We start from the raw sequence: 16,162 nt of genomic DNA on the forward strand, positions 1-16,162 counted from the left end.
GATGATAAAGTTGGCGGATGCGAGCAGGGCTATAGAGAGAAAACGGCAGAGAGCTGTGCGCTGAGCGTAAGGTGCGCAATGCATAAAAAACAGGTCGATAAATGGCATAGCGCCAGCAAATTACACTGCTCCATCTGGTTATCACGAGAGTTAAAAGAGGTCGGTGAAGTCATATAGCGCCTCAGCCCAAAAAAAGCCGACGTCTCCGCCGGCTTTTCTCACACTATCCTCTCTCTCACTCTTCCGCCAAAAACAGCTCCAGCAGCGAGTTCAAAAACAGCTTGCCCTTATCGGTAATCTGCCAGTGCGTGGCGCTTTCCGCCACGTAGCCGGCGGCGATCGCCGCATCCATCTGCGGCCGAATCAGCTGCTCATCCAGACCGGTGTAGCGGCTGAACTCCTCGCGCGGCGCGGCTTCCAGCAGGCGGAAGCGGTTCATAAAGTATTCGAACGGCTTCTCCGCGTCGTCAACCTCATACTGCTTCTCCTGATAGCGGCCCTGCATAAAGCCGCGCGGATGACGCGTTTTTACGGTGCGCACGATGCGCCCGTCTGGCTGGGTCAGCTTGCCGTGCGCGCCGCAGCCGATGCCGAGGTAGTCGCCAAAGCGCCAGTAGTTGAGATTGTGCTCGCAGCGGTAGCCCGGTTTGGCGTAGGCCGAGGTTTCATACTGCTGATAGCCAGCGGCGGTCAGCAGGCGATCCCCTTGCTCGAAGATATCCCACAGCGCGTCGTCGTCCGGCAGCACCGGCGGACGCGAGCCAAACAGCGTGTTCGGCTCAATGGTCAGCTGATACCAGGAGAGATGCGGCGGATTGAGCGCGATCGCCTGCTTCAGGTCGCTTAGCGCTTCCTCCAGCGACTGATCGGGCAGGCCGTGCATCAGGTCGAGGTTGAAACTGCGCAGATGCAGCCCCTCAGCCAGCTGCGCGGCACGCTTCGCCTCTTCCGGGCCGTGGATGCGTCCCAGACGCTCCAGCTTCTGCGGGCTAAAACTCTGCACGCCGATAGAGATACGGTTAATCCCGGCGCGCTGGTAGGCGCTAAAGCGGTCCGCTTCCACCGTGCCGGGGTTGGCCTCCATGGTGATCTCCGCATCCGCCGCCAGCGGCAGACGCGAACGCACGCCGTCCATCAGCATCTGCATCGCCTCGCTGCTGAGCAGGCTGGGCGTGCCGCCGCCGATAAAGATCGTGCGCACCTCGCGCCCGTGGGTCAGCGGCAGGTCGTTTTCCAGATCGCGCAGCAGGTGCTGCACATACTCGACGTGCGGCACCTCGCCTTTTAACGCATGGGAATTAAAGTCGCAGTAGGGGCACTTCTGCACGCACCACGGAATGTGGATATAGAGGCTTAACGGCGGTAAATCAGGCATTGCGCATCGCTTCCAGCAGCAGCGTCAATGCTTTACCCCGATGAGAAACCGCGCCTTTTTCCGTCTTGCTCAGCTCGGCGGCGGTTTTGCCCAGTTCAGGCACGTAGAAAATCGGATCGTAGCCGAAGCCGCCTGCGCCAGCGGCGGCGCGGGTAATCTCGCCCGCCCAGCTGCCGTGGAACACCAGCGGCGTCGGGTCTTCCGCATGGCGCAGATAGACCAGCACGCAGTGGAACTGCGCCTGACGTTGGCCGTCCGGCACCTGTTCCAGCGCCTGCAGCAGCTTCTCAAGGTTCTGCTGGTCGCTGGCCGCTTCGCCAGCGTAGCGTGCCGAATAGATGCCAGGCGCGCCGCCCAGCGCGTCGACCGCCAGACCGGAGTCGTCGGCGATGGCGGGCAGGCCGGTGATCTGCGCGGCGTGACGCGCTTTAAGGATGGCGTTTTCAATAAAGGTCAGGCCGGTCTCTTCCGCCGACTCAACGCCCAGATCGGTTTGCGCCACGATATCCAGGCCAAAGGCGGCGAGCAGATCCGCCAGTTCACGTACCTTGCCGGGATTGCCGGTGGCGAGCACAACTTTTTGCATAGCAGTTCCAGTCATATTTACAGCAGAAACCAGAGGCCGGGAAACAGGTCCATGCCGAGGAAATTCAGGGCATAGAGCACCAGAATCACGATCATCGCCGAGAAGTCGATGCCGCCCATCGCAGGCAGAATGCGGCGAATCGGCGCCATCAGCGGTTCAGTCAGCTGCACCAGCACATAGTCCAGCGGGCCGCGACCCTGGCTGATCCAGCTCATCAGCGAGCGAATAATAATCACCCAGAACACCAGATAACCGGCGGACTTCACCAGCGAGAGCAGGCCGACCAGCAGGTTGGCCGGATCGACCGAGAAGGCACCCACCTGGATCAGCAGCAAAATCGGGTATTTCAGCGTCGTCAGCACGAATGCCAGCAGCAGCGAGGCGGTGTCAATCGGGCCGATAGCGGGAATAATGCGGCGCAGCGGCTTGATAATCGGCTGGGTGATCTTGACCACGAACTGCGACAGCGGATTATAAAAATCACAACGCGACCACTGCATCCAGATGCGCAGCAGCAGCACCATCACGTACAGGTCGATCAGCGTTTTGACTAAAAACGTCAGTGTTAACATGAGGTTCCTCAATTATTGTTGTGGGTTGCGCGCATAGTCCCGCGCGCCGAAAATCGCGGTGCCGATACGCACCATGGTGCTGCCTGCGGCAATGGCCGCGTCCATGTCGTCGCTCATTCCCAGAGAAAGCGTATCGACGTCAGGATAGTGCTGCTGCAGCTGGCGGAAGGCGTCGGCCATCTGCTGACACACCGCCAGCTGACGCGCGTAATCGCTCTCCGGCGCCGGGATCGCCATCAGGCCGCGCAGCCGCAGCCGCGGCAGCGCGGCGACCTGCTGTGCCAGTTCGGGCAAAGCCTCCAGCATGATGCCAGATTTGCTGTTTTCGTCACTGATATTTACCTGAATCAACACATTCAGCGGCGGCAGCGCAGCCGGGCGCTGGTCGCTCAGACGCTGGGCGATCTTCAGGCGATCCACCGTATGGCACCAGGCGAAATGCTCCGCCACCAGCCGGCTTTTGTTGGACTGCAGCGGCCCGATGAAGTGCCACTGCACCTCCTGATGTGCGGCCAGCGCCGCAATCTTTTCAACCCCCTCCTGCACGTAATTTTCGCCAAAGGCGAGCTGTCCGGCGGCGATTGCTTCTTCGACCGCGCTCGCAGGTTTGGTTTTGCTCACGGCAAGCAGCGTAACTTCTTCTGGATCGCGCCCGCATTGCGTTGCGGCAGCGCGGATCCGCTGACGCAGTTGCTGTAGGTTGTGCTGGATTGAGGTCATCGTCAGGAGGCTTTCTATGGAGTTGGAAGAAATCGTGGCGCTTAGTGTAAAGCATAATGCCGCCGATCTGCACCTGTGCAGCGGACATTCGCCATGCTGGCGGCGCCACGGCAGGCTGGAGCGCATCCCCGATCTCGCGCCGCTGACGGCGGAGTGGCTGACGCGCTTCGTCGGGCGCTATCTCGACGCGCGGCAGCGCGACGAGCTGGCGGAGCAGGGACAAACCGACTTCGCGCTCGCCCTGGGCGACGGCCAGCGGCTGCGCGCCAACCTGTTCGCCCAGCGGCAGGGGCTCTCGCTGGCGCTGCGCACGCTGCCGAGCCGCTGCCCGACGCTGGAGAGCCTGCATCTGCCGCCGGCGGTGCCGCGCTGGCTGGAGTGGGAAGATGGGCTGATTTTAATCGTCGGCGCCACCGGCAGCGGCAAATCGACCACGCTGGCGGCGATGGTCGACGCCATCAACCGCCAGCAGTCAAAACACATTATCACGCTGGAGGATCCCATCGAATGCGTGCATCAGAGCAAACAGTCGCTGATCCAGCAGCGCGAAATAGGCGCGCACTGCGCCTCGTTCAGTCTCGGGCTGCGCGCCGCGCTGCGGGAAGATCCCGACGTGATCCTGCTGGGCGAGCTGCGCGACAGCGACACCATCCGTCAGGCGCTGACCGCTGCGGAAACCGGCCATCTGGTGCTGGCCAAGCTGCACACGCGCGGCGCGCCGCAGGCGATAGATCGTCTGGTGGATGTCTTTCCGGCAGAGGAGAAAAATCTGGTGCGCGCTCAGCTGGCGGGCAGTCTGAAGGCGGTGATGGCGCAGAAGCTGGTGCCAGCGCGCGACGGCGGCCGCATCGGGCTGTTTGAGGTGCTGATCGCCACGCCCGCTATCGCCAGCCTGATCCGCGACGGCAAGATGCATCAGATCGGCGGGCTGCTGCAAACCGGCGCGCAGGCCGGGATGCAGACCTTTGAGCAGAGCCTGCTGGCGCGGCAGCGGGAAGGGCTGATTGCGCGCGAAGCAGAATCGATGGGTCAGTGCGTTTCGAACCAGTCCTGCAGAATGATGGCGGCGGACTGCGAATCCACCGAGCCTTTATTCAGCGCGCGATAGCCGCCGCGCTCGAACAGGCCGGCGCGCGCTTCGACGGTGCTGAGGCGCTCGTCCTGCAGCTCGACGCGAACGCCGAAGCGGCCGTGCAGACGGCTGGCGAACTTACGCGCGCGCGCGGTAAGCGGCTGCTCGGTGCCGTCCATATTCAGCGGCAGGCCGACCACCACAAAGTCAGGCTGCCACTCTTTTAGCAGGCGCTCGATCTGCAGCCAGTCCGGTGTGCCGTCCTGCGCTTTCAGCGCCGCGAGCGGGCGGGCGCTGCCGGTGAGCTGCTGGCCGACCGCCACGCCGATGCTTTTGGTGCCGAAGTCGAAGCCCAGCAGGGTTTGCGTCGTCATCAGGCGTGTCCCGCATCGCTGGCGATGCTGTGAATATCGATGCCGATGCTGCGCGCCGCTTCGCGCCAGCGGTCGGCGATTGGCGTCTGGAACAGAATATTGCTGTTGGCGGGCGTGGTGAGCCAGGCGTTCTCCATCAGCTCGTTCTCCAGCTGATCCTTCTCCCAGGCGCAGTAGCCCAGCGCCACCAGCACATGCTCCGGCTGCGAGGCGGTGCCGAGGGACTCCAGCACGTCGCGCGAGGTGGTGATCACCGTGGTGTCGGAGATGCGGATGCTGGAAGAGAAGGTGCGCTGCGCGGAGTGAAGGATAAAACCGCGATCCTCAGCCAGCGGGCCGCCGCTGAATACCGGTTTGTCGAGACGGATCGCGGGATCGCGCTCGCCGGTGGTAATTTTCAGCTTCTTTAAAATGCCTTCGACCGTCAGGTTTTCCATCGGCTTGTTAATAATCAAACCCATCGCGCCCTCTTCGTTGTGCTCGCAGATATAGACCACGGAGCGTTTGAAAAAGGGGTCCTGTAGGGAAGGCATGGCAATCAAAAAATGATGCTGTAAATTCATTCTCACTCGATGTACCAAAAATAGCCGGCGCGGGTCTGCGCCGGTTTGGGTTGATCACGGAGCCTGGCTCCAGGGTCATGCTCAGCCCAGACGCTTCTCGATTGCGTCCATCAGCATACCGGTGATGGAGATCGGGAATGCGGCTTCGATTTCACGCACGCAGGTCGGGCTGGTGACGTTCACTTCAGTGAGTTTATCACCAATGATATCCAGGCCGACAAAAATCAGTCCTTTTGCTTTCAGCGTCGGTCCGACGCGACGGGCGATTTCCCAGTCGCTTTCGCTCAGCGGGCGCGCTTCACCGCGGCCGCCTGCCGCCAGATTGCCGCGCGTTTCGCCGCCCTGCGGGATACGCGCCAGGCAGTAAGGCACCGGCTCGCCGTCCACCACCAGCACGCGTTTGTCGCCTTCTTTGATGGCGGGCAGGTAGTTCTGCGCCATGCAGAAGAACTGGCCGTGGTTGGTCAGCGTCTCGGTGATCACGCCGAAGTTCGGGTCATCCTGTTTGACGCGGAAAATCGACGCGCCGCCCATGCCGTCCAGCGGCTTCATAATAATGTCGCCATGCTCCTGCCAGAAGGCGCGCAGTTTCTCTTTGCTGCGCGTCACCAGCGTGTCGGGCGTGAACTCCGAGAACCAGGCGGTGTAGAGCTTCTCGTTACAGTCGCGCAGGCTCTGCGGCTTGTTAACGATCAGCGTGCCTTGCTCTTCGGCGCGCTCCAGAATATAGGTGGCGTAGATAAACTCGGTGTCGAACGGCGGATCCTTACGCATCAGGATCACGTTGAGATCGGCCAGTTTGATCTCCTGCTCGCTGCCAAAGGTATACCATTGATCGTAGTTCTGTTCGACGTTCAGCAGGCGAGTACGGGCGTAAGAGACGCCGCCGCGCAGCGAGAGATCGGCCATCTCCATATAGTGAATTTCATAACCGCGGCGCTGTGCTTCCAGCAACATGGCGAAGCTGGTGTCTTTTTTAATGTTAATGGACGAAATCGGGTCCATCACGATGCCAAGCTTAATCATTATTCTCTCCTCAGAGAGGCGGTCTTTTCCGCCCCGTTCTGTGCGGTCAGCGCAGGCTGACCAGTCAGGACGCCAGTAAGTGCTGCGTGCGTCTAATATAAACCCTGATTATTCCCTAGCCGAGGTCGCCAAACCTCACCTGGAGTGCCGTAATGGCGGTCAGCGCGGTGGTTTCCGTGCGTAATACGCGCGGTCCGAGCAAAATGTCGGTAAAACCCTGCTCGCCGGTCATGGCGATCTCGTCGGCGCTCAGTCCGCCTTCCGGGCCGATCAGCAGGCGAACCCGCTCGACCGGCTGCGGCAGCGTGTTGATGCTCTGCTGCGCGCGCGGATGCAGATTCAGCTTCAGCCCTTCGTCCGCCTCGGCGCACCAGGCCTCCAGCGTCATCGCCGGGCGGATTTCCGGCACGCGATTGCGGCCGCACTGTTCGCAGGCGGCAATGGCAATTTTTTGCCACTGCTGGCGTTTTTTTGCCAGCCGTTCGGCATCCAGCTTAACGCCGCAGCGTTCGGAAAAGAGAGGCGTAATCACGCTCACGCCCAGTTCAATCGACTTCTGGATGGTGAACTCCATCTTCTCGCCGCGCGACATCACCTGGCCGAGATGCAAAAACAGGGGAGATTCGCGATCGTCCGGCTGGCCTTCAAGGACTCTTACTTTTACACGCTTTTTATCGACAAGAGTGATCTCCGCCGCAAAAGTCAGATTAGTGCCATCAAAGAGTTCCAGACGCTGGCCGCTGGTCATGCGCAGCACGCGACCAACGTGATTTGAGGCGTCTTCATCCAGCGTGATTTCACTGTTGCTGGCTAACGGTTCGGAATGAAAAATGCGAGGTATGCGCATACGGGCCCTGAAAGCTGAGCGCCGCGCTCGCGGCGCGGCGGAATCGAGAAGAGGTTAGTGTAGGGCAGTGATTTTAACGCTGGCAAGCCTGCTGCACATAAGGATTGTGATTGCCCTGCACGCGAGCGATGCGCTGGTCGCGTTCGCACTCCCAGCGGGAGACCGGATACTGCTTGTCCCAGACGGTAAAAAGCTGCGTCTGCTGGCGTGACAGGCGCAGATGATACTGGTCGCGCATATAGAAGTAGGTGCGCGCGATAATGCCGCGCGCGCGGGCCGGCGGCTCCGCCTGTTTGTTTTTAAAGTCGATTTTCATTTCACACTGGCCATACTGCCGCTCGCTGCCGTTCCACTGGCTATAGGCGAAGTTGCCGCGATCGCCGTTCACCTCGCCGATGGCGGGCTGCAGGTTGTGCAGGTCGCTTTCGATGCGGCGATAGTCGGCGTCCTTGCTGCAGTTTTTGCGGCCGCCGTTCTGCCAGCACTGACGCTGGTGGCCGAACTCCCAGGCGGGCATCACATGCTCCCACTCGATGCGTTCTGCGCGGTTGGCGTTTTTACGCACCTGATAGCCGCAGCTGTTGAGATCGGGCACGCCTTTTTTGCCCTGCCAGTTGATTTTGCAGCCGCAGTAAAACGAGCCGGGCGCATCAGCGTTAATCGCCGCGGCAAAGGTTTTCGCCTGCTGAAAGTTATTCTGATGGTAGTTATCCAGCGAGATCGCCTGGGTGGCAAAAGGGGAGAGCAGCAGCGCGACGGCGGCGATAAAGTTGCGAGACATGTCTAATTCTACTCAGTCGCTAAAAAAGGGCGGCAGGGTAGCAGAATGAGGCGGCGAGCGGAATGAGAATTGCGCTCAGGCGGGCGAATAGTCCCCTGGCGTGAGCAGGCTTTTGCAGCGCACGCAGCGGTACTCGCTTTCGCCGCGCAGCACGCGATTATGGCGTCTGACGGTGAGGTGATGCTGCTGGCATCCACAGCGGTAGGGATAGGTTTGGGCGCGCACCGAGGCGATCTCAAACTGATGGGTGCGGCGCGCGGGCACGCCCAGCACCTCCTGCATCATCCACTTCCACTCTTTGCCGTGCGGCGGCACGCGGCCAAAAACCTTCCACACCAGCAGATGCGCCAGCTCGTGCGGCACCACCTCGTCGACAAACGCCTGTTGGTTTTCCATCAGCAGCACCGGGTTAAGGCGGATCTCCCACTTCTCCAGCCAGGCGGTGCCCGCTGCCGTACCGCGCTGCTGATAGACCAGTGTCGGTTCGGCAAAATGGCGCTCCAGCTTCTCGCTGGCAAGCTGTAGAAAATGGCGCAGCGAGCGCATCATGGCCTGCTGCAGAGCGATAGGGAGGCGAGGGGTTTTCATGTCGGCAAGGATAAGCGGCGCAGCGAGGGAACTCAATGAAATAAAAAAGGCGGGCTTTAAAGGCCTGCCTTTTGTGCAGCGCGGGTGAGATGGTCCGATCGCAAAGACGCAAAAGGCGGCATCCTTGCCAGCTCGGCCCGCGCAATTACGCACCTCATCCCTGAGGTGCGCCCGTACCGGGCCAACGCGCTGCGTTGTTCAAAAACGCTCCCGGCGTTTTTTTCCCTGTCGCGGGACGCTTTGCTCTTCGGCCCATCTCACCCGCTTGCGAGCATGGTTGCGCGCTGTTGGGAAAGACGGTTACCCGCCTGACTAACTTAGTTATTTGAACCGATATCGCGCAGTTTCCTGCCCGACATCAGGTTGCGTTCGATATGCTCCAGCGAGACGTTTTTGGTCTCTGGGATCAGCATCACCGTCAGCACGATAAAGAAGACGTTCAGCAAGCCATAAACCCAGAAGGTCGGCGCGTTGCCCAGCGTATTCAGCATGGTGAGGAAGGTGGCGCCGACGATCATGTTGGCGATCCAGTTGGTGGCGGTAGAGACGGTAATCCCGAAGTCGCGACCTTTCAGCGGCTGGATTTCCGAGCACAGCACCCAAATCAGCGGACCGGCGCTCATGGCGAAGCCGACGATAAACATCAGCAGCATGGCGATGGCGAAATACTGCGCGCCCTGCGAGTGGATGCCCATATGCAGCATGGTGCCCAGGATGCCCATACCGGCCGCCATCACCAGGAAGCCAAGGATCAGCGTCGGCTTACGGCCCCAGCGATCCACCAGACCAATGGCAATAAAGGTCGCCAGCACGTTGATAAGACCCACGATCACGGTGCCCCACATCTGCTCGGTGGTATTGGTGAAGCCGGCGATCTCAAAGATTTTCGGCGCGTAGTACATGATGACGTTCATGCCGGTGAACTGCTGCATCACCTGCAGCAGCACGCCGAGGAACACCGCGCGGCGGAAGTTGCTGTTGCTCTGGAACAGCTGCCAGCCGGACTGCTTGATCTTCAGGCTCTCGCGGATCTCTTCCAGCTCGCGTTTCGCCTGCTCGCTGGTGTCGCGCAGACGATCCAGCACGCGCTGGGCGTCGCGGAAGTCACCTCTGGCCGCCAGCCAGCGCGGGCTGTTGGGCAGGAAGAAGACCCCAACCAGCAGCAGCACCGCCGGAATGGTGATGATGCCGAGCATCCAGCGCCAGTCGCCAGAGGCGCTGAAGGCGGTGTCGGAGAGATAGGCGCCGAGAATACCGATGGTAATCATCAGCTGATAAAGCGAAATCATACTGCCGCGAATTTTTTCCGGCGCAATTTCAGAAAGGTAGAGCGGAGCGGTATAAGAGGCGACGCCGACGGCCAGACCCAGCACCACGCGCGCGACGATCAGCATCTCCGGGTTCGGTGCCATAGCGGACCAGAGCGAACCGATGACGAACAGAATAGCGCCCGCCATCAGGCTCTTTTTACGGCCAAGACGCGACGACATCCAGCCGGAGCCGACAGCACCGACGGCCGCGCCAAACATCATGGAGCTGACGATCCACTCCTGCTGGTGTGCGGTAACGTTAAAATCTTTGGCGATAAACGGCAGCGCGCCCGCGATAACGCCGATATCCAGTCCAAATAACAGCCCTGCGAGAGCCGCAAGAAAGCAGACAAACAAGGTCATCGCCTTGTTTGAGGTTCTGCTTTTATGAGTGTTGCCAGGCATTTTGCCTCCGAGTTTATCCATCATTGTTGTTATCTAATGTTAAAAAACCTTTCACGGGGAAAAAGTGAGGGCGATCACGCTAATGTAATCGCTTACACACGCCGAAACCCTGAAATTCAGCATATTCAGCCCGAAAAGATTAACTAACCAGTAAGGTATAGCACCTGTTAAGTTTCTGACATGGCGTCAATTAGCGGCTATCAGAGGACGCTGAAAATAACGCATTTTCAGCAGAATGACCACGCAGGTTAAATCCTAAATAGCCGATAAATAAAGCGTTTCAATTTGTAATCGGTAACACGCTCAGGCTTGACGAGTGTGAGAAGTGTAGTTGAGAAAAGAAAAAGCGTGGCAAAGCAGGAGAGTAGGGGATAAAGGCGAAAAAAAAGGCTCTCCCCGATAAGGGAGAGCCCAGACTGATCGGCTTACAGGCCGGCGGCTTCGCGCAGCTGCGCAGCCTTGTCGGTTTTTTCCCACGGGAAATGCTCGCGGCCAAAGTGACCGTAAGCGGCGGTCTCTTTGTAGATCGGCTGCAGCAGATCCAGCATCTGGATCAGGCCGTAAGGACGCAGGTCGAAGAACTCGCGCACCAGCAGGGTGAGCTGCTCGGTCGAGATCTTCTCGGTGCCGAAGGTTTCCACCATGATCGAGGTCGGCTCTGCCACGCCGATGGCGTAGGAGACCTGAATCTCGCAGCGATCGGCCAGGCCGGCGGCAACGATGTTTTTCGCTACATAGCGCGCCGCGTAGGCAGCGGAACGGTCAACCTTAGACGGATCCTTGCCGGAGAAAGCGCCGCCGCCGTGACGCGCCATGCCGCCGTAGGTGTCGACGATGATTTTACGGCCGGTCAGGCCGCAGTCGCCCATCGGGCCGCCGATAACGAAGCGTCCGGTCGGGTTGATGTGGTATTTGGTGCTGGCGTTGATCCACTCGCTCGGCAGCACCGGCTTGATGATCTCTTCCATCACCGCTTCGCGCAGGGTCGCCTGGTCGATATCTTCCGCATGCTGGGTAGAGAGCACCACTGCATCGATGCCGACGATTTTGCCGCCGTCATACTGGAAGGTGATCTGGCTTTTCGCGTCCGGACGCAGCCACGGCAGCGCGCCGTTTTTACGCACTTCAGACTGACGCTGCACCAGACGGTGCGCATAGGTCACCGGCGCCGGCATCAGCACGTCGGTTTCGTTGGTGGCGTAGCCGAACATCAGCCCCTGGTCACCCGCGCCTTGCTCCAGCGGATCGGTGCGGTCAACGCCCTGATTAATGTCAGGCGACTGCTTGCCGATGGCGCTCAGAACGGCGCAGGAGTTGGCGTCAAAGCCCATATCGGAATGAACATAACCGATTTCACGTACGGTATTGCGGGTGATCTCTTCGATATCGACCCATGCGCTGGTGGTGATTTCACCGCCAACCAGCACCATACCGGTTTTTACGTAGGTTTCGCAGGCCACGCGCGCTTTGGGATCCTGTTCCAGGATGGCGTCCAGTACGGCGTCGGAGATCTGGTCGGCGATTTTATCAGGATGTCCTTCTGATACGGACTCGGACGTAAAAAGGTGTTTAGCCATTCTGTTCTTTACCTTACAAATGGTTTGAATTCGACTGCATAGCGTAAGCGAGATGAACCAACTTGACGCCCCTTCAGGCAAAGCCGCGAGCAGTTAAGAAGTGTCATTGCGTCAGGCGTCAACCGCCTGGATGTTAACCAGTTTAGATGGAAAACCATCTGGACGGCTATTTTAGGTTAAGGGGTGAACGAAATGCCAGCCCTTTTTCTGTTTCCGCATTTTTCGAAAAGGCCGCGGCTGGCAAAAAATCGTGACGCCAGAAGGCGGCAAGCCAGCGAAACGTTTTGCATTTTTGCCCGTCAGGCGGTATAAAACGCCGCTGCTGCCTGGCGCAGCCAACAGGATGACGCCGCCGTGCGTAGCCACTGTCAGAGCCGCTCTCTGACGTTCGCCCAGTTTGTTTCCACATGCGAAAACATGTGTGGAGGTGACAGAAGTAATGAACCACGCTTTCCTCTCTTGCGGTTCTCTGCGCTCTGCCGGCGCGCTGGCGTTATCCTTTCCTGCTTACTCTCTTTTATACCGACGCCTGACGTGTTGCGGTCATTCGCCCGACACGCGCGCCGGTTAATCTGTACCTTCCCGTTAACGGTTGCTGGCGTTTGCGCCTCAGTGAACGTCGTCGTGCATTCGAGGTCCATTTACACGTAACCGCCCTGGGTGTTTTACACTTAGTTTTTATCTTTTTTCACCGTCCAACAGAAATTCGAGGTTCGTGATGTCTGACGACATGAAGACTATTAAGGGTTCGTCAGCTGGCGAACAGGGTGGGCTCCGCTCAATGCAGGAGGTTGCGATGAACGACCAGGATGCCAGCAAGATGCTGCGTACCTATAACGTTGCCTGGTGGGGCAATAACTACTATGACGTCAACGAACTCGGACACGTCAGCGTTTGCCCTAATCCCGATGAACCGACGCTGCGCGTCGATCTGGCCAATCTGGTGAAAGAGCGCGAGGCGCAGGGCCAGCGTCTGCCCGCGCTGTTCTGTTTTCCGCAGATCCTGCAGCACCGTTTGCGCTCTATCAATGCGGCGTTCAAGCGCGCGCGTGAATCCTACGGCTACCGCGGCGACTACTTCCTGGTCTACCCGATTAAGGTCAACCAGCATAAGCGCGTCATCGAGTCGCTGGTTAACTCCGGCGAACCGCTGGGCCTCGAAGCGGGCTCCAAAGCGGAGCTGATGGCGGTGCTGGCGCACGCTGGCAAAACCCGCACGGTGATCGTCTGTAACGGCTACAAAGATCGCGAATATATCCGTCTGGCGCTGATTGGCGAAAAGCTGGGCCACAAAGTTTATCTGGTGATCGAGAAGATGACCGAGGTGCGCCTGGTGCTGGAAGAGGCTGAGCGTCTGAACGTGGTGCCGCGCCTCGGCATTCGCGCGCGTCTGGCGTCGCAGGGCTCTGGCAAATGGCAGTCGAGCGGCGGCGAGAAGTCCAAGTTCGGCCTGGCGGCGTCGCAGGTGCTGAAGCTGGTGGAGATTATGCGCGACGCGGGCCGTCTCGACAGCCTGCAGCTGCTGCATTTCCACCTGGGCTCGCAGATGGCCAACATTCGCGACATCGCCACCGGCGTGCGCGAGTCGGCGCGTTTCTACGTTGAGCTGGCGAAGCTGGGCGTCAACATTAAATGTTTCGACGTTGGCGGCGGTCTGGGCGTCGATTACGAAGGTACCCGCTCGCAGTCTGACTGCTCGGTGAACTACGGCCTGAACGAATACGCCAACAACGTCATCTGGGCGATTGGCGACGCCTGTGAAGAGCATGGTCTGGAGCACCCGACGGTAATCACCGAATCGGGCCGCGCCGTCACCGCGCACCATACCGTGCTGGTATCCAACATTATCGGCGTCGAGCGCAACGAGTTCATCACGCCGCAGGCGCCGCAGGAAGATGCGCCGCGCCCGATCCTCAGCATGTGGGAAACCTGGCAGGAGATGCACGAACCTGACGTGCGTCGTTCGCTGCGCGAGTGGCTGCACGACAGCCAGATGGATCTGCATGATATCCACACCGGCTACGCCGCCGGCACCTACGATCTGACGCAGCGCGCCTGGGCCGAGCAGCTCTACCTGAGCATCTGCCACTATATTCAGCAGCATCTCGATCCGAGCAACCGCGCGCACCGTCCGATTATCGACGAGCTGCAGGAGCGCATGGCGGACAAGATGTACGTCAACTTCTCGCTGTTCCAGTCGATGCCGGATGCCTGGGGCATCGATCAGCTGTTCCCGGTGCTGCCGCTGGAAGGGCTGCATAAAAAGCCGGAGCGTCGCGCGGTGCTGCTGGATATCACCTGTGACTCCGACGGCACCATCGATCACTACGTCGACGGTGACGGCATCGCCACCACCATGCCGATGCCGGAGTACGATCCTGAGAATCCGCCGATGCTCGGCTTCTTTATGGTCGGCGCCTATCAGGAGATCCTCGGCAATATGCACAATCTGTTCGGCGACACCGAGGCGGTCAACGTCTATGCGCGCGCCGGCGGCGAAATTGAGGTGGAGCTGTCAGATGAGGGCGATACCGTCGCGGATATGCTGGAGTATGTGCAGCTTAACCCGGACGAGCTGATGACGCTGTTCCGTAATCAGGTGAAAGAGACTGATATCGACGACGAGCTGCGCGCGCAGTTCCTGGAAGAGTTCGAAAGCGGCCTGTATGGCTACACCTATCTTGAAGATGAGTAAATAGTCGTTGCGGCTGGGCCTCGTCTGAGGCCTGGCTGCTCTACTTTAGCCCTGCGCCCCGTTTTTTGTTGGTTTTGTGATCAACGTCACCCTTTGCATAACTGTTAAGAAATTGCAAAATCTCCTCGCTCGCTGCTTCTTTTATCCCTGCTGAATTTTTCAAATAAAACGCGGCGTTAACACACCATGCTTTTTAGAACCGCCTCGATTGTTAAATTTATGGCGACTGGCGGCCCTGCATTTTGCGCTTATATATTATAAAAGTTAAACATTATAGCTAAAGCTGAATTAGCAGAGCCTGAATTTTATTGACGCTTTATGGCTCTCACGGCTCGACAGGTTTCCAGTAAAAATCATCAAGAATTGTGATGTTTATGCTTTGTTAATATATATTTTTTCCTTAAAAAACAAAAGATTATAGTTTTACAAATTCGTCAAGATCGATCATGCAATTAATTTACAGCATGTTTTATGAATTTTTTTGTCTCAAATCTTGCATTAAAAAACTTTATTGATTGGTTTTGGCTATTGAAAATTTTCTCGGGTTTGGCTTAAATCTATTTTTCAAAGTGTAAGTTGTACGTTAGCATCAGGTTAAGGTGTTAAGATTCTTCTGGGTTTTCTTAACGTTCATATGAGTTTTCCTGACATTTCCGTTGCTGATTTCTGAGTGGCAGACTTATCGGGTTGATCGGGTAGCAGCAGAATGGGTCGCCAGTTACATCTACATCAGCATTACGAATTTCTGCTCGAGCCGATTCATTCGCCCTCAGGGGACGCGATGGCGTGGGAGTTGTTAACGCGTGCCGCGCAGGAGAAGGGAAGCGTCGAGAGCGGGCATCAGCTGTTCGAAAATTTGCTGGGGCCCGAAAAATGGCAGTTGTTTCAGCTACAGCTTGAGAAGATTAGCGCGCTCTATCAAAGCGGCTTTGCGCACATTGTCAGCCTGAACGTCGACGGCGAGATCATTAGTCATATTCTGGCCAGCGATGCGGTACAGCAAAAGCTCGATCGCCTGCCCTTGTTACGCCTTGAAGTTTCCACTTTTTTCACCACACGCTATCAGGCGCGCGACCGGCTGCTGCTGCAAAAACTGGCGGGTATTACCCCGGCGTTATTATGGCTTGATGACTTTGGCGCAGGCAGTTCGACCTTATCGATGCTGAGCAGCGGCATATTTGAATACGTCAAAACAGACAAGAACTTCTTCTGGAAATATGGCGAAGGTGTTGCGTTTGATTCGCTGCTCAATCACGTCAACGATTTATGCCGTGGCGTCATCGTCCAGGGCGTCAATACGTCCCAGCATCTGGATATGCTGGCGCATAAACCGGTCGTGGGTTTACAGGGCGGTCAGTGGAAGAGTCTGTCTTTCAATGAATTAACAGGAAAAACAACAAGTTCTTCGCGTCTCAAGACGCTAAAAACAGTACCTGCAACAGCAATCAATTACAGAAACTTTTTATGATATTTCGCCTGACTCCTCGCTAGCGGAGCAGGCTTGCCCATTGTGGTTATTAGAAAAAATAAAAGTGATTCCCTCACCAGGATAAGGATTTATACGGCTCAGTGCGATTTCGTCGAAGAGGATGGGATCGACCAGGAGGGGAGTGAATAGCACACAGCGTTATTCACGGATATACCCGGTATCACAAGGTGCCGGGCATTTTT

Annotated in this window: 15 protein-coding genes; 3 read left to right on the top strand and 12 right to left on the bottom strand. The window is 58.1% G+C overall.

Features of this window, described 5'->3' with window-relative positions; translation table 11 throughout:
* Positions 1-235: 235 nt before the first annotated feature.
* Genes hemW through B2J69_RS17220 form a run of 4 tightly spaced genes read right to left on the bottom strand, consistent with a single transcriptional unit; the run spans position 236 to position 3,253 of the window.
* On the bottom strand, positions 236-1,375 hold the full coding sequence (gene hemW / locus B2J69_RS17205) for a radical SAM family heme chaperone HemW (protein ID WP_081140868.1): 1,140 nt from the start codon (positions 1,373-1,375) through the stop codon (positions 236-238).
* Positions 1,368-1,961, bottom strand: coding sequence for an XTP/dITP diphosphatase (locus tag B2J69_RS17210; protein ID WP_081140869.1), 594 nt, complete (start codon positions 1,959-1,961; stop codon positions 1,368-1,370). Before B2J69_RS17210 ends, hemW begins: the two co-directional genes overlap by 8 nt.
* A 17-nt stretch (positions 1,962-1,978) precedes the next feature.
* Positions 1,979-2,533 (bottom strand): YggT family protein, encoded by a 555-nt coding sequence (locus B2J69_RS17215; protein ID WP_081140870.1) that lies wholly within the window; start codon positions 2,531-2,533, stop codon positions 1,979-1,981.
* 12 nt (positions 2,534-2,545) lie between these two features.
* Complete coding sequence (locus B2J69_RS17220; protein WP_081140871.1) at positions 2,546-3,253, bottom strand: YggS family pyridoxal phosphate-dependent enzyme; 708 nt, start codon at positions 3,251-3,253, stop codon at positions 2,546-2,548.
* A gap of 16 nt (positions 3,254-3,269) precedes the next feature.
* Between B2J69_RS17220 and B2J69_RS17225 the strand changes: the two genes are divergently transcribed.
* On the top strand, positions 3,270-4,361 hold the full coding sequence (locus B2J69_RS17225) for a type IV pilus twitching motility protein PilT (RefSeq protein WP_081140872.1): 1,092 nt from the start codon (positions 3,270-3,272) through the stop codon (positions 4,359-4,361).
* Here the strand turns inward: B2J69_RS17225 and ruvX are convergent.
* From ruvX to metK, 8 genes are all read right to left on the bottom strand, one after another.
* Positions 4,283-4,699, bottom strand: a complete 417-nt coding sequence (gene ruvX, locus B2J69_RS17230; RefSeq protein WP_081140873.1) for a Holliday junction resolvase RuvX — start codon at positions 4,697-4,699, stop codon at positions 4,283-4,285. The genes B2J69_RS17225 and ruvX overlap by 79 nt on opposite strands.
* Complete coding sequence (locus tag B2J69_RS17235; protein WP_081140874.1) at positions 4,699-5,262, bottom strand: YqgE/AlgH family protein; 564 nt, start codon at positions 5,260-5,262, stop codon at positions 4,699-4,701. Before B2J69_RS17235 ends, ruvX begins: the two co-directional genes overlap by 1 nt.
* A gap of 81 nt (positions 5,263-5,343) precedes the next feature.
* Positions 5,344-6,288, bottom strand: a complete 945-nt coding sequence (gshB, locus tag B2J69_RS17240; RefSeq protein ID WP_081140875.1) for a glutathione synthase — start codon at positions 6,286-6,288, stop codon at positions 5,344-5,346.
* A 115-nt stretch (positions 6,289-6,403) separates the two neighbouring features.
* Positions 6,404-7,135: a 16S rRNA (uracil(1498)-N(3))-methyltransferase gene (gene rsmE, locus B2J69_RS17245; protein WP_081140876.1), complete on the bottom strand. Its 732-nt coding sequence runs from the start codon at positions 7,133-7,135 to the stop codon at positions 6,404-6,406.
* Positions 7,136-7,208: 73 nt separating this feature from the next.
* Positions 7,209-7,916 (bottom strand): deoxyribonuclease I, encoded by a 708-nt coding sequence (endA, locus tag B2J69_RS17250; protein WP_081140877.1) that lies wholly within the window; start codon positions 7,914-7,916, stop codon positions 7,209-7,211.
* Positions 7,917-7,991: 75 nt separating this feature from the next.
* Positions 7,992-8,504 carry a SprT family zinc-dependent metalloprotease gene (locus B2J69_RS17255; protein ID WP_094078527.1) on the bottom strand — a complete coding sequence of 171 codons (513 nt, stop codon included), beginning with the start codon at positions 8,502-8,504 and terminating at the stop codon, positions 7,992-7,994.
* A gap of 317 nt (positions 8,505-8,821) precedes the next feature.
* Positions 8,822-10,219, bottom strand: coding sequence for a sugar porter family MFS transporter (locus B2J69_RS17260; RefSeq protein WP_081140987.1), 1,398 nt, complete (start codon positions 10,217-10,219; stop codon positions 8,822-8,824).
* Between the two features lie 425 nt (positions 10,220-10,644).
* A complete protein-coding gene (gene metK, locus B2J69_RS17265) occupies positions 10,645-11,796 on the bottom strand; it encodes a methionine adenosyltransferase (RefSeq protein ID WP_081140879.1) in 1,152 nt (383 codons plus the stop codon).
* Positions 11,797-12,514: 718 nt separating this feature from the next.
* Between metK and speA the strand changes: the two genes are divergently transcribed.
* Positions 12,515-14,491, top strand: a complete 1,977-nt coding sequence (gene speA, locus B2J69_RS17270; RefSeq protein WP_081140880.1) for a biosynthetic arginine decarboxylase — start codon at positions 12,515-12,517, stop codon at positions 14,489-14,491.
* Positions 14,492-15,197: 706 nt separating this feature from the next.
* Positions 15,198-15,959 (top strand): EAL domain-containing protein, encoded by a 762-nt coding sequence (locus B2J69_RS17275; RefSeq protein WP_081140881.1) that lies wholly within the window; start codon positions 15,198-15,200, stop codon positions 15,957-15,959.
* Positions 15,960-16,162 lie beyond the last annotated feature (203 nt).

Origin of the sequence: Pantoea latae (genome assembly GCF_002077695.1) — a bacterium.
GTDB classification, from domain to species: domain Bacteria; phylum Pseudomonadota; class Gammaproteobacteria; order Enterobacterales; family Enterobacteriaceae; genus Pantoea; species Pantoea latae.